At 35.2% G+C, this 14,939-nt stretch carries 13 protein-coding genes and 2 tRNA genes; all 15 read right to left on the reverse strand.

All coding sequences use genetic code 11. The features are described 5' to 3' along the window. Entirely contained in the window at positions 1–930 is a 930-nt protein-coding gene (locus tag ATO12_RS20890; RefSeq protein WP_034246185.1) for a phosphoglyceromutase, read from the reverse strand. Continuing rightward, complete coding sequence (fabD, locus tag ATO12_RS20895) at positions 931–2,121, reverse strand: ACP S-malonyltransferase (protein WP_034246189.1); 1,191 nt, start codon at positions 2,119–2,121, stop codon at positions 931–933. Positions 2,122–2,159: 38 nt separating this feature from the next. Further along, the gene (locus ATO12_RS20900) at positions 2,160–3,434 is read right to left on the reverse strand and encodes a beta-ketoacyl synthase N-terminal-like domain-containing protein (protein ID WP_034246192.1); all 1,275 of its coding nucleotides are present in this window, start codon (positions 3,432–3,434) and stop codon (positions 2,160–2,162) included. Between the two features lie 76 nt (positions 3,435–3,510). Next, a complete protein-coding gene (locus ATO12_RS20905) occupies positions 3,511–3,771 on the reverse strand; it encodes an acyl carrier protein (protein ID WP_034246195.1) in 261 nt (86 codons plus the stop codon). Positions 3,772–3,826: 55 nt separating this feature from the next. Then, a complete protein-coding gene (locus ATO12_RS20910; protein WP_034246198.1) occupies positions 3,827–4,552 on the reverse strand; it encodes an MBL fold metallo-hydrolase in 726 nt (241 codons plus the stop codon). Positions 4,553–4,590: 38 nt separating this feature from the next. Continuing rightward, positions 4,591–4,665, reverse strand: a tRNA-Cys gene (locus tag ATO12_RS20915). A 56-nt stretch (positions 4,666–4,721) separates the two neighbouring features. Beyond that, positions 4,722–4,796 (reverse strand) — tRNA-Cys (locus tag ATO12_RS20920). Positions 4,797–4,863: 67 nt separating this feature from the next. Then, positions 4,864–5,814, reverse strand: a complete 951-nt coding sequence (locus tag ATO12_RS20925) for an acyltransferase domain-containing protein (RefSeq protein WP_034246201.1) — start codon at positions 5,812–5,814, stop codon at positions 4,864–4,866. Positions 5,815–5,991: 177 nt separating this feature from the next. Further along, positions 5,992–7,344: a DUF1302 family protein gene (locus ATO12_RS20930; protein ID WP_034246204.1), complete on the reverse strand. Its 1,353-nt coding sequence runs from the start codon at positions 7,342–7,344 to the stop codon at positions 5,992–5,994. A gap of 117 nt (positions 7,345–7,461) precedes the next feature. Further along, on the reverse strand, positions 7,462–8,247 hold the full coding sequence (locus ATO12_RS20935; RefSeq protein ID WP_034246207.1) for an enoyl-CoA hydratase/isomerase: 786 nt from the start codon (positions 8,245–8,247) through the stop codon (positions 7,462–7,464). Next, the gene (locus ATO12_RS20940) at positions 8,235–9,494 is read right to left on the reverse strand and encodes a hydroxymethylglutaryl-CoA synthase family protein (protein ID WP_034246210.1); all 1,260 of its coding nucleotides are present in this window, start codon (positions 9,492–9,494) and stop codon (positions 8,235–8,237) included. Before ATO12_RS20940 ends, ATO12_RS20935 begins: the two co-directional genes overlap by 13 nt. 442 nt (positions 9,495–9,936) lie before the next feature. Next, the gene (locus tag ATO12_RS20945; protein ID WP_034246215.1) at positions 9,937–11,931 is read right to left on the reverse strand and encodes an aminotransferase class V-fold PLP-dependent enzyme; all 1,995 of its coding nucleotides are present in this window, start codon (positions 11,929–11,931) and stop codon (positions 9,937–9,939) included. Between the two features lie 68 nt (positions 11,932–11,999). Continuing rightward, entirely contained in the window at positions 12,000–12,620 is a 621-nt protein-coding gene (locus ATO12_RS20950) for a class I SAM-dependent methyltransferase (protein ID WP_034246218.1), read from the reverse strand. A gap of 166 nt (positions 12,621–12,786) precedes the next feature. Continuing rightward, positions 12,787–13,998 carry a cysteine desulfurase family protein gene (locus ATO12_RS20955; RefSeq protein WP_034246220.1) on the reverse strand — a complete coding sequence of 404 codons (1,212 nt, stop codon included), beginning with the start codon at positions 13,996–13,998 and terminating at the stop codon, positions 12,787–12,789. A 17-nt stretch (positions 13,999–14,015) separates the two neighbouring features. Further along, a complete protein-coding gene (locus ATO12_RS20960; protein WP_034246222.1) occupies positions 14,016–14,837 on the reverse strand; it encodes a C-GCAxxG-C-C family protein in 822 nt (273 codons plus the stop codon). Positions 14,838–14,939 lie beyond the last annotated feature (102 nt).

Below are 14,939 nucleotides of genomic sequence, written 5' to 3' on the forward strand. Positions count from 1 at the left end.
TCAAATCTTTTCGAACTTAGTAATAGAGGCTGTATCAAATAGTTTTGTAAATACAGTGTTGAATATTTCATTAATGGCACTCACTTTTAAAAAGTGATGTGTTTCTTTTCCCATAAAAATAAACGGAACCTCATTTTTACTATGCCCACCAAAGGAAAGATCTTCAATATTTCCATGATCACTGGTTATTAAAACATGAATATTTTCTGATTTATCAGAAATTATTCCATGAAGAAATTCATCAAACATCTCCAGAAACATGATGGATTTATTCATATCCTTTCTATGTCCTATTAAATCCGGTAAAAAACATTCATATAAAATCAAATCATAGTCATTTGTTAAGTTTTTTAAATTTTCTCCGGCTATAAATGGAGTTATCAACGGTATCTTATTGTTGGGCATATCTTGTAAAGTAAGGTTGGTAATATCCCAATGTACAGCTCTACCTTCGACAAGATCAGTCATCGTATTAAAATTATTTTTGGCAGCCAATACGCAACGAGTAGTCACACTATAATTTGAAGAATTCTTATCAAAAGATTTAAAAAACCCATCGGTATAGGAGTTCGCAAAAATGCTTTTGATACAATTCTCTTTGGCGTATTTAAAAATTGATCTTTTATTGATCATGGTAATCAATTGATCATTTGGATATGCCATCAAATGATGCCCTAAAAATGCCTGTGCATTATACCCGGTAAATAAAGAAGTTTGCCCTGTCGCGCTTTGAGGTATTCCTTCAACTCCCAGGCAAGCATCAATTCCTTTTGTCAGAAAATTTTGCTTAACGACATTTGAGGTATCGGTTAATTTTTCTCCAACCAGGCTAAACAATGTAGGCATAAAAGCTTTGGTAAATGGGTTGGATTTCACATTTTTTCCTAAACCAACTCCATCTAAAAAAATAAATATTAATTTATTTTTCATTTAATTACTTTGAACAGGTTTTACCTCTCTTAGATCAAAATATCCATTATACCCTTTGACATATACTGCTGCTCGATGGCCAAACAATACTATTGCTTCTGATCTGGTTTCTAGTTCATTTTCATAAAAATCTGAGATTACTCGTGTTCCTACCGGGTAAACTTCGTTCCATTGCTCTACAAGTTTAACAGGATCAGGTAGTTTGTTTTGCTTTGCTACTTTCGTTACTGATTTGTTTTTTTTAATTGGTTTGGTTGTTGTCTTTGAACCGTTGGATATCTCCTGGGTATGCTTTTTTTGGTCAGCTTCTGTCTTTTCACTGGTCTCTTCCTTAGCCATTTTTGCAAAATCTCTTTTGATATATCCAATCAATTTGGTCAATACATCTCCTACTCCAAGTTCTTCAAATTCTATCTCTCCCCGATGCAACAAATATGTCATGCTTTCAGACCATCTTACACTATTGGATAATTGATCTATTAAGTGTTTACTTACATTACCATGGGAATGAGGTTTCCCGGTAACATTAGCAATTACTTCAATTTTTGGTTTATAGAATCTTGTTTTCTTTACAAATTTTTCAAATTCGGCAGCTGCTTCTTTCATATAGCGGGAATGAAATGCTCCGCTGGTATTTAAAGGTATAAACATAATATCTGCTTTTTCAAAAAATGGATGTGCCTTTTCAATATCTTCTTTTAGACCAGAAATGACAATCTGAGAAGAAGCATTTAGGTTAGCAATATCGATAGTTGTTAGGTTTGCATCCTTTAGTATTTCCTGAATTTTTTCTTCAGAAGAATTTAAAATAGCTGCCATCCCTCCATTTTTAGCCTGGCTCATGAGTTCGCCTCTCTTTTTAACCAGTTTAAGACCGCTTTCAAAACTAAACACGCCTGCTGCCTGCAATGCATTATATTCTCCCAGGCTATGGCCAGCTAAAAAATCTGGTTGTTTTTCTCCATCCTTAATTTTCTTCTGATAAGACAAAGCGTTTACAACATATAACGCCGGTTGAGTATATTGTGTTTGATTCAACTGATCATTAGGATCTTCTAAACAAAGTTCTTTAATAGAATATCCTAATATTTTATCTGCTTTCTTGGTCAGCGCCGGAAACTCATCAAAAAGTTGTTCTCCCATTCCTTTTCTCTGGGAACCTTGCCCGGGAAACATATATGTTTTCTTCATTTTTATCTTGTTTTTTATATAGGTTTATAATCTTAGTTTTATCTTCTTTTTAATACGATAGAAGTATTTATTCCGCCAAAGCCAAAAGAATTACTCATAGCAACATCAAACTCATAGTCAATAGCCTCGGTACCACAAAACTGCAAATTGTCACAAACTGGCGTTTCCAGGTTTTTATTCGGGTGTAGAAACCCCTGTTGCATTTGCGCAACTGTTGCAATGGTCTCTACTACGCCTGCTGAATATAAACAGTGCCCGGTTAACCCTTTAGTAGAGTTTAACCACAAATCAGAAGTGTGATCTTTAAAAGCTTTGCCAATAGCTTCTGCTTCGGTTTTATCTCCCAGGGGAGAAGAGCTTCCATGGGTATTTATATAATCAACATCTGAAACTGATAATCCAGCCTGGTTTAATGCTGAAAGCATCGCCTTTGCCTCACCATCTACATTTGGATTGGCAGCACTATTGCTGTCAAGGCTTAATGCATAACCGTTGATTTCAGCCAGAAATGAAACACCTCTTTTTTTAGCACTTATTTCAGATTCCAGAACTACGCAGGCACTAGCTTGTCCGTAAATAAAACCTTCATGTTGTGTATCAAAAGGACGGCAAGCTTTTTCTGGTTGATCCAGATATTGCTTACCTCCCATAGCCCCGATGTTAATAAAACCTTGAATATCCATGGGAGAAAGGTCAGCAACTACGCCGGTCACTAAACACACATCAACCAAACCTGCACGAACAAGTTGATATCCCTTTATAATACCGACATTCCCCGTGGCAGATGCTCCTCCCACGGCAAATCCTTCTCCTTTAATATCAAATAACTCACTCAAAACCCCAACTTGATTGGTCTCTAAAAATTCTAGAGCATATCGAGGAGAAAGATATTCTGGATTTTTCCTGAACTTGGAAATTAAATCATATTGATAATTCTGAGTACTATTTTGTCCTGCAACGATAAGCCCTACTCGTTCTGGTAAAGGTCTATTATCATGCAGTCTGGCATTAGACCACGCTTCTAGGGCAGAAACAATAGACGTTTGGATAACAAAAGGAGCTCTCCTACCTAATCGCTTGGCGTGTTGGCATTTCTCTTCTGATACATTTTGAAAACGATCTATACTATCAGAAAAAGAAAAGCCTTCTATCTTAGCAGCAATATCAACAGATACTTTTAGTTCCTCTGTAGCTGGTGTTTTTTTAATACCAGATTTTCCACTCCTTAGGGAGTTACAAAATGTAGAAACATTATTACCTATAGAAGAAACTGTTCCCATGCCGGTAATTCCAACTTTATTTGTTGTCAACATTGTCTATCTCTTTTTAGTCACAAATCAAAATGATTAGATTTGTTTTAAATATTCTTTGGTGATATTATTAACGATATTAATTACTTTCAACAGATGCCATATAGTTCTCTGTTAATACATCTACCATACCCTGAATATCACTTACTTGAGCGAAACTCATTAAAGGTATTTTCAGATCTAATTCTTCCATCGACATGGTAACGACCTCCATCCTATCAATTGAGTTAGCACCCAATTCTCGTAGATTTTTTTCGATGTGAATCTGGTCCGGTTTTATATCCGGAAGCACTTCTACAATTACATTTTTTACTACTTCAAAAACATGTTCTTTTGACATAACTTCTATTATTTATTTAAATATTATACACTTCTTTTTGGTTTAAGATTTTATTTTACTGAAAATCAAAAAAGTTCAACTTATTCTGTCCCTTTCTTAAGCGATATGCAGTAAAATCATTTTTGTTTTTAAATTGCAGATATATATTGTTCTTCAATACTTGCGAAAATTTCTGACCAGGGGCCCTGCCATAACTATGACCAGGAAAAATGAGCGTATCTGGAGTAATCCTTTTTTTTAAATGTTCAATACTTTCAAACATATTATATGCTCCCTGCACGTCAAAACATAAGCCGCAACCTTCGGCAAATAATGTATCCCCAGAAAACAGACTGTTTCCTATTAAATAACACATACTACCAGGAGTATGACCTGGAGTAAATAAAGGTTCTATTTGTATTTGACCAACTGACCATGGGGTTATATTAATGCCCTCTAATCGTGGAGCATAATAACCAGAATATGCAATTTCTTCATTTGACATCCATATGGGGCAACGATATTTTTCTGCAAGAGGTTTGGCTAAATGAATATGATCAAGATGAGAATGTGTAAGTAAAATCCCGCTTAAAACTGTTTCGGTATTCTCCAGGGCCTGCTCTACTTTTCTCATATCCCAGGCGGGGTCTACAATAACAGCCTGGTTATTAATATGATCAACCACCAAATAGCTATAGTTTACCATAGACATATGAGTCATTCTCAATATAACAACCTGTACTATACCGCTATAACCAGTATCCGTATACCCAACATTCATGATCAGATTTTCAAATTTCATTGATGTGTAAATTATTGTACTTTATTTTGTATGTATAGAGGCGCCGAGTGGATTCGAACCACTGAAATAAAGGTTTTGCGAACCTATCCCTTAGACCACTTGGGTACAGCGCCATTCGTATTAGTCAGAGTCTAGAACTTCAAAACGTACAGATAAAAATGCTCTAAAGAGGTGCAGAGTGGATTCGAACCACTGAAATAAAGGTTTTGCAGACCTTCCCCTTAATCCACTTGGGTACAGCACCTTTTTTATTGTTCTTTATAAAATACGTTCCATCAATACCTCTGAAAAATGTTTATTACAGTAGATTACTAACATAAACTGGTTCTTACCTTTTGAATAACATTGAGATCACTTCCGAATTGATTTATCATTTGTAATGAAATAGAATCTGAACCTGAAGGAAGTATATATTTAACAAAGGTTGATAAAGTTCCGCTAGGTCCCATGTCTATAAAAATATAATCTCCAGTTTCTAGTATTCTTTGTACAGTTTGCTCAAAATTAACAGGGTAACGAATAGCTTTCCATACATAATCCCCATTCGGTTCCCGGACTGTTCCTGATTGTAATGACGATATCATCGGGATTTTGGGAGAGACTACCTTAATATCCTTGAAAATGTATGTATACGCTTCTTCAATTGGATCTATAAGCTCAGTATGAAACCCATATTTAACCGGTAATATTTGTGATATAATGTTTTCTTTATTTAAGTTTTGATGAAGGTTTTGTATGGCATGAGGCAAACCACTTACAACAAAGTTCTCTTGAAAATTCCCTGCTGTAAACCAACAGTTATGAAAAAGATCTGGGTAGCGGGTCATTATTGATTTTGATCCCATAATAGCCAACATACCTGCTGGTTGAGTTCTTTTATGAGTAAGCTTGGCTATATCCACCGATATTCTTATTCCATCTTCTAGAGAAATGGCCCCCGAAACAACGGCTGCATGAAGCTCCCCCATGCTATATCCCAAAAGAAAATCTGGCTGGATACCCATTTCTTTCAGTACTCTGAACATACTATACTGAACACTCAATATCGCAGGGTTCGTATAAAGAATATTGTCAAAAGGCTCACTCTTTCTTTTTCCATTATATAAAACATCAACCAAAGAGGTTTTTAGTAACGGAAAAATCATTTCATCGCAATGATCCATCCAATATCTGAATTGTTCATTATGTTCATAGAGTTCTTTACCCATTTTGTAATATTGAGAACCCTGTCCAGAGAACATACATATAATCTGTTTATTCATTTGATTTTTTTTATTTTTAAGACAGGGTTTTCTAACCCTTTACATATTCTTACAACTGATACTAGTAGAAAATCTGAAAAACCTTATAATTACTTGGTTAGGTATTTTACTTCTACAATGCCTTAGTTTTTCTTTTATTTATAGATAAGAAAGCCTCATGTAGTATGTGCTTAACAATTAAAGTTGATATAAAACCCTAAAAGCAATTTGTTTTTGATTACGATACGGGTAAAAACCACTTCTATTATCGTCTACTATTGGAATGAGTGCATCAAAATTTAAGGTGATATGGTCATTCCAATTGTAAGAAGCTGATAACACATTAAAAAAATTAGTATAAGGTCCATTATACATAGAGGCCCAACTAAAAGACAAATCATTTTTCATTAGTTGTTTACTTAAGGCCATCAGGAATGTGTAGTTATTTCTAGGCATTCCCTGAATTTGGTCGGACCAGTCCATAATATGATAATTTACAGCTTCCATACTTAATGTAAAAGTACTGTTGGGAGAATAATCAACACCAAGTGAAGCATCCAGAGCATTTTTCTTTACAATCTGAAATGATGCATCATTATATGCTTTTCGGGATTTTAAAGCTACTTCGCCTCTAACGAGTAAATTACTAATTGCTCGATTTAGAGTAATACCAGCCATAAAAAACCGCTGTTTACTTTTGGCAATAAGATCAGGAGTGACCATTCGTAACGCATATTGATTATCTATCAGACTGGCTGCCATAATACTAACATCACTTTTCCCATAGGTTTTTCTCCATCGCAAACCATACTCAAAAAAATTTCCCTTCTGTTTTTCCTTTAAATACTCAACTCTTCCGTCAAAAGGATTGTAATAATACCCTGTTCCTTTTCTAGGTTGTTCATTAAATTCGGGATACGGTACAAAAAATGCACTCCAATATCCAAGTGATGAATATTGATCTACTGTTATCATAGGCTGTCCAATCCTAAGGTCATCCATATTGAGGCTTAATGGTTCCCGGTAATCCAAACGGCCTATTTCATTAGTAACAATTGCATAATCTGATTCTCCCCATACAACTATCTGAATTCCCGCCTTAATACTTGTTTCATTAAAACTAGTTTGTAAATAAGCTTCTCTGGTTCTTCCTTCAAATGCTATGTCCTTATTATCCCTAATTCTATGATCATTTTTGAGAAAAGTAAACATCTTTGTATCTATATGAAGTGAAAGGTAATCCATAAAAGATTTGGAATATTCTAGCCGAAATGAAAGCCGGTTATTCATAATTTTATCCGGTTTTTCGACTTTATAAGTAAACCCATATTGTATCCCCAAACGCATTGCACTAAACATATCTGAAACCCATGAAGTAGCGTCTTTTTTTTCTTCAATCAAAGTAGATTCCATATCAATGATATCAAAATCCTCACTGTCAATTATGCTATCATTTTCTATGGGAACCTGACCATAAACATATGTAATACTTATAAATGAGATGATAATACTAATTACAATATTATTGGCGAAGTTGGAGCAGTTCTTCATACTTCTCTCTAAAAAAATAAATTAATAATGATTTGGTTTTTAAAAGGTTCAAACAATACAGGTTTCCTACTTACATGGGCTATCCATATTGGGTATTATCCCCTTAGACATTTATCCTTATTCCCAGGGAAATTGCCCAGTTTTCACAAATCTTGTGATTTTATTCAGGTTGCTTTCATCAGAAAACACTTCAATATTTGCTGCGAGAGCATGTGATTTGGAAGCATCTGGAAAATCATTCAATTTATTCAGGTAATTTTTATAACTGGTGATTCCTTCTTTAGAAAGTAGACGTAATCGTAATAAATGTTTTCTCAACAGATTTTTACTATTCTGGTCATATGCATCTACCAATCCCCAGTCATATGCTTCTTTTGCTAATATGGGTTGAGTCATTAATGTCATATAATGTGCTTTTGAGAATCCTATTCGACGGATCAGAAAAGGTAAAACACATGCAGGCATTAGTCCGAAAAGAAGTTCTGATAAACTAAAAACGGCTTTCTCTTCACAGAGTACTATATCGCAAGCAGCCACAAAACCCATTCCTCCAGCATTAGCCTTTCCTCTAACGTGCGCAATAGTAATATATGGGCCCGAGGACAGTTTTTGCCATAGATTATACATTTGTTCTGGATTTTGCTCCTCGTGCTGGGTTCCGTTTTCAAAGCTTTGTTGGATCCCTTTGAAATCTGCACCAAAACAAAATACTTTAGAAGAACCTTCGACAACTACAATTTTTGCCAACTCTTCACACAGATCGAGTGCATTTGTAAACTCTTCGATCAATGTATTATTAATTGCATTTTTAGCTTCTGGACGATCGATTTGAATAAAACAAATATCTCCTTCAAATCTGGTTTTTATAGTCTCGTATGATGTTACATTACTTATGATATCCATTCGTATTCTCTTTTAAATTCTTTAATCTCTTTTAAAAAAAGTGTTTCTCTATCAAGTGTTTTTCTGGCTTGAGAAATAAAATCGGTGTCCAGTGTTACATTACGGGTACCAAATTTTACTGCATTGCTCCCTACCAATAAATTTTCGTATTCATCCATTGTTAGTTCATACCTTTTATCAAATTGCTCTTTGATCTTAAATTTCTGTATACTTTCTTTGCTTTTTTCACCTACGATACCACTAAAAAACTCAGAACAACAGCCAGACCCATAAGAAAAACATCCTACTCTTTGTGGTGCATCAAAACTACCATTCTCAATCGTACTAGCGAGTGACATCATAGCTGTCGCTCCCATAATATTACCGATACGCTGACAGTAGATCAACCCGGGAACTACTCGATTCTCAAAATCTGTTTCTATATCCTTAGGCTTTGCTTTCACTGCTTTACGCATTAAATTACGATGTGCTCCTTTGACCATTCCTCCAAAAGGAGTATGAAATGCCAGGTAGCTAAAAGTCTTGGCATAATCTGCCTCTGGAACACGTTTTTGGTATTCATAAAAAGAATTCTCACAACAGTCTAAATAAGAAAGTAATGACAGGTCAGAATCTCCTGCTTCACCATCTGAAGTAGGTCTACAGGTATCCATAACCTGATAACCATAATAACCGTTAGCTCCGATATCCACCTGAAACACATAAGGTTTCTCACTAACCAGCATAGCGACTGCTCCTGCTCCTCCGCTAGGTTCTGCGAATGACCATTCCATGGTGAGTGCATCTCCACCTTCTTCTATCATAAAGCGGGATACATCTGTGGCAATTACCAGAGCTTTTGCCCCAGGTGAAGTTTGGGATAAAATAAAATTGATCGCCATTTGAAAACCAGCTACTCCCGAATAGCATGCATTTTTTAATTCAAACAAACGACAATTACGATTTAAGCCTAAAATTTCATGAAAATAAGTACTCATTGATTTCCCAAAATCAAAGGAAGATTCTGTACATGAAATGACCAGTTCGATTCTATCTTTTTCTTCTGGACTAAGAGCATCAATAAGAGGCTTAGCAGCATTTACTCCAAAAGTGACTGGATCCTCATATGGTAATGCCACCGTTTTCTCTTTCATAAGAAGATTTTTAAAACGAGAAGTATCTAATTTACGATATTCTGCAAGCTTTTCTACATCCAAAAATGTTGTGCCTCCGAAGACATTCATTGCTTCAATTCCTGCTATACGCATATGTTTTTCTATTATAAATGGTTAAAAATTAAGTTTTTGTGTGATTGGCATACGAATCTTTTGAGTATACCAGAGTAAGCTACATTACCTGTATCTTAGTTTTTGATTATACTGTGTGTTGGTAATATTTGATTTATGATAGGTCATCAATCATTATTTGATCAATAGAACATTGAGTCTCGATTATCAAGTATTCAATCAAGATCAATTATTTTTCCTGATGCCTATCCTGAATATTGAATTGCTGACTTGATGATCTGATATGAATAAGATCATCCGGATATGTATACAAAATCCTACCTCAGCCTATCTAATGAAATTCTTGTAAATAAAATTTGAATCCTAGGAATTCTCCAAAACCAGATTGATTATGTTTTGGGATAAGATTATTATTTCCTATTCATAGACATTAATGTATATATAGTGTAGTTCATCCTAACTACTAAGCATAAACTCTTTGAACTGCGGCCTGAGAGAAATCATCCAGCTGTTTCTGGAAATCGGCTTCTGCTTTCGAATTTGCCTTTTTTTGTGCTCCACTAGGTTTTTCTTTCATTTGTTGAATTAGTTTATGTAACACCTCTATTAAAATATCAACATCTTCTTCTGTATTTTCTATCCCGAGGCTTACCCTAACCACCCCTGGTAATTGGGTTTTTGGAGCTACAGTTAGAACGACACGTTGCACTTGTTCGAGTACAGGACTAATACCTGTTATTTTTTTAACCAGTAAATGGGCACAATGACAACCGTATCGTACACCAATACCTCCTTTTCTGAACATCTCTTCTGCCAGCGTGTTATGCAAAATTCCTTTAGTTTCGAAAACAATAACCCCAATCCTATCATTAAACTGAGGGGATTTTGAGTCATTTACCCCAAAAACTGTAAGTCCAGGTATTTTTGACATCCCATCTAATATTCGTTTGGTCAATACTTGTTCTTCTTTATGAACCACATCCATACCGATACGTTGTAAAAGCACAAGTGCTTTACCTAAAGAGGCAATACCTCCTATATTTTCTTCTCCAGACAATTGGATACGTTTCTTCTCATTCAGGTTATAATTGAGTAGCCCTTTTCTCACTACTAATACTCCTGTACCAAATGGTGCATATACTTTATGTGCTGAAAAAGCCATATAATCGATCCCATCTTTTTCTATATCAACCTTAAGGTGAGCAACTACCTGAGCACCATCTACCAAAAGTTTTGCGCCATACTTATGAACAATTGAGCTTACTTCCTTAATATTATGACACGACCCCAAAACATTAGAAGCACCACTTAGAGCAACAATTTTAATTCGTTTCTTTGCGTACTTATATTCCAGATTATATTCTCGAAGATTTTTTTCTAACTCTACTAAATCTATAAAGCCTTCTTTATTCACACCTAATCTGACCAAAGAGTTTGGAGAAATCATACGCCATGGCAAATCATTAGAGGAATGCTCCAGCAGAGAGATCACTACTACTGGATCAATGTTATTTTCGGGATTATTAATCAGATTTTCAGATACAAGGTTGATAGATTCAGTAGTGTTTTTGGTAAAAATGATATCATAGTTTTCGAGAGGTGCACCCAGGATTTCGCTACAAATAGTTTTTACTTCTTGTACTACCTCTTGTCTTCTTTTCTCTGGCAAACGTAATGCTTGCCTAAACGTGTTCCAAATTGGAGTAAACGTGGGGGTACTGGCACTGTTATCCAGATTTACGAATTGTCTCTCACCTTCCATGGTTGGTACAATCATACCTCGTCCAATTAAAGTTTGTTTAAGTTCCTTCATAAGTTCTGGTCCAGAGTATTTCTCCAACCCATCCTTATATACCAATTCATTTACACTAAGATCTTTTTGAGATAATTTCTTAAAGATGTCTTTTCCATATTGTTTCATTAAGAGAAGTGCCTTACTAAACGCAATGACATTAACAATAGCTGGAGTACCGGCTTCAAATTTATCAGGTCCATTATTCCAGATTATCCAGTTTGCAGCAACAAGTCTGGCCGTTCCTCCCCCACATTCTGATGGTACACCTTTGGGTAATGCTTTTTTTCCGACAACAACTGCAGTTATGCCCAATGGTAAACCTACCTCTTTACTTGTCAGGAATTGATAGCTTCCCGACTTAAGTTGAGAGGTTAAATCATTTGTTCTTTTGGAGGAACAAAAAATGGTAATATTCTTTTCTTTGTTAAGTCCCATATATTCTAAAACAATATCTCTGGCATGCTCATATAGATGAGAAGATACCATTGAATTGTGTCCACTCCCACGATGTACGTTGGAATAAGTTTCTAGCGCTGCATGCACTCCACGTTCCAGCTCAGCAAATGCTGTTTCTGATTCATTACCCTTTTGCATACCATTTTCTTCTTGTTTGAGCTGGCTAACGTTTGATGATCCATACTCGTTGTACATAGTTGTTTCCATTTGAACCTGGTTTTATTTGATTTTTAATCTGTTCTTATTTTTAAATAATTTTAGTAACATTAAGTTTTTCAATTCTTTCGTACTGCAATGAAATGTTGCTTTCCTCTTCGGTGCAAACATTCGATTTCAAAAATTTCAAATCCCGTATCTTTTATTAAGTTTTCTAATTCTGAAACGGTATATGCTTTCAGTTTCGGAATTAATCCGATTTTACTTACCAATGATAGTCCTATGCCAGTAAGAGATCTTTTCCTCAAACAAGGTGTTACAGAAATAAATACTCCTCCCGGTTTTAACAATTCATAGATTCTTTCCAAAACCTTAGGCAAGTCTTCTAATAAATGAAGCATATACACTGCTAATACCATATTAAAGTCTCCTGACTTATAATTCTCATCGAATATTGTAGTATGCGAGTACTCCACATTTTGAATATGTAGTTCATCGGCCTTTTTTTGAGCAATTCGAATCATTTCAGACGATATATCAATGCCATAAACCCTATCAACATTACTAGCAATTTCATTGGCTAATATGCCAGTGGCACATCCATAATCCAAAACATTATCCTCTTTTTTAAGATACTCTTTGATTTTTTGAAGAATTTTAATTCGCACTTCCTTATCTTTCATTTCTTCCTTATCGTATCCAGTAGCGCTTTTATCCCAAAATTTTTCAGATTTATACATTTTTGCACATTTAAATTTCAATAATCACCTATTCCTAAATTAGTTATAAAATTGAGACTAAGTGTAAACACTCCATATTACATTAAAGAATTAACCATTTCTTTACATTAAGTAATTGTTTAAAATTTTTAATGCGCTATTTTATTTTTTATCTGAGCGAGTATTCTTATCTATTATAGTTCAGACCTGGTCTATTGATCTTAACAGGTGAGTTTAATTTTTCACTTTTTATTTCTTCAATATATTCTTTCATCACCTTTAAAGCGTATCTGATATGCTGGTGTTTTGTCTTCGATCCAAAACTTATCCTGATCGATTCCTGTGCTGCCTCATCTGTTAAGCCTATTGCTTTTAAAACATGAGAAGGTTTATTAGATGATGTACTACATGCAGAGCCAGAAGAAACGGCAATTCCTTTATAATCTAATGACTTCATTAAATCGCCACTGCCAATACCCGGGAAGGTTAAATTAATGGTATTTGTCAAACAGTTATCTATTGGAGAATTAATAATTATATCACTTTTTATTGCTTTCAATTCATTAATGAATATTTTTTTAAAAGGTTCATTTTTTATTGAAAGAGAAACAAGTTTATTTACATGCCTACATGCTTCTCCAAAACCTGCGATATTATGAATGGATTCTGTACCTGCTCGCATTCCTTCTTCCTGATGTCCTCCATGAATATAAGGTTCTAGAGGGCAGCTAATTTTAGCATACCAGGCACCTATTCCCTTAGGACCATAAAGTTTATGAGCAGAAAATGTTGCATAATCAACTCCTAGTTCCTTTACGTTTATAGGAATTTTGCCTAATGCCTGCACACAATCAGAAAAAACCAGAGCACCTTTAGCCTTTGCCATTTCTGATATTTTTTTAATATCCTGAATCGTTCCTATTTCATTATTAGCCAACATACAACAAACTATAGAAGTCTTATCATCTATCATATTTTCGAGCTCTTTAAGCAATACACGACCAGAACTATCGACAGGACAATATTGAACATCTATATTTTGAGTCTTCAAATACTCTAATGTTTGAATCACCGATGGATGCTCTATTGGTGTAGATATTATTTTATTTTTATCGGGATAGAAATGAGTACTTATTGTTTTCAATAACGCATTATTAGATTCTGTCGCACAACTAGAAAAATACACTTCATGCGAATGAGCACCAATAGCCGCTGCAACTTGTTCACGGGCTTTTTCAATAATTTGCGCAGACATTTTCCCTTTTGAATATCCCGACGAGGGATTTCCCCAATAGGACTTTAATACTCGGCTCATTACACTTCTTACAGATGGTGCTATATGGGTTGTTGCGTTATGATCGAAATAAATATTTCGTTTGTTCAATATTTGTTTTAGCATGGCAATTATATTTTAAATTATAGTGCAGCAAGTGCATCGATGATCTTCTTACAGCCTCCATTCTTAATATATTCGGAGTGATCATCTATATCCTTAAACTCTTTGTTTGTAATTTTACTACATAATACTTCAGAGTCTGTTTGAACATAAAAGGCTCTCAGCATCTTTTTGGTCTCCAGGTCATCAAATGACGATGGTGATTTACCAGGATTCTTTTTTATCCAATCCACCATTTTATACCAAATCGCAGCACTTAGTGCTCCGCATTCCTTTCCGCTTAAACCAAGTCCTCCTGCATATCCTGCTACCATAAGCATTTCTTCTTCTGTAGCTCCCATTTTTCTGACTACCTCGGATGCACAACTTACCGACCCTGGACAGAAGCTTACAGATTCATCCGATAAGCCTTCATCTGCTGATTTAATCGCTTCGGGAGCCCATCTTCCCGCCAGCTTCATACAACCAAAAGCTTTTCCTGTAAACAATACCTTTAACGGAGCTAATTTACCTGTAAGATCCATCTCGGTAATATCCCGGCAACTTATTGTATTTGTTCTTTTTTTAAAGGATTCCATCAGATGCTGTGTAGCTGTTATGGCCATTGCTATTGCTTCTCCTGTGTCTTCATTTCTTCGGTATGACTCGGCCCCGGCAGCCAAAACAGCTCCTCCGATCATTCCGCATTGAAATCCTCTATTTAATAGTCCTCCTGCAAAAGGAGATGCTGCAATCTCTGCTATTTCGTTCGGAACACCATACTCGCTATTTAACAGAGAACAAAATGCTGTTCCGCAAGTCCCTCTGGATAATACTTTTAAACCTTCTTTAATAGCCTTCATAATGGAAATTTTAGTGAGTTTTTAATTATATATAGTTCATAGCCCATTTCTTCTAAAAAGATTGGATTATGTTTATTGAAACAAACCCTTTGTACAACCAGG

Origin of the sequence: Aquimarina atlantica (genome assembly GCF_000626715.1) — a bacterium.
Taxonomy (GTDB): Bacteria; Bacteroidota; Bacteroidia; order Flavobacteriales; family Flavobacteriaceae; genus Aquimarina; species Aquimarina atlantica.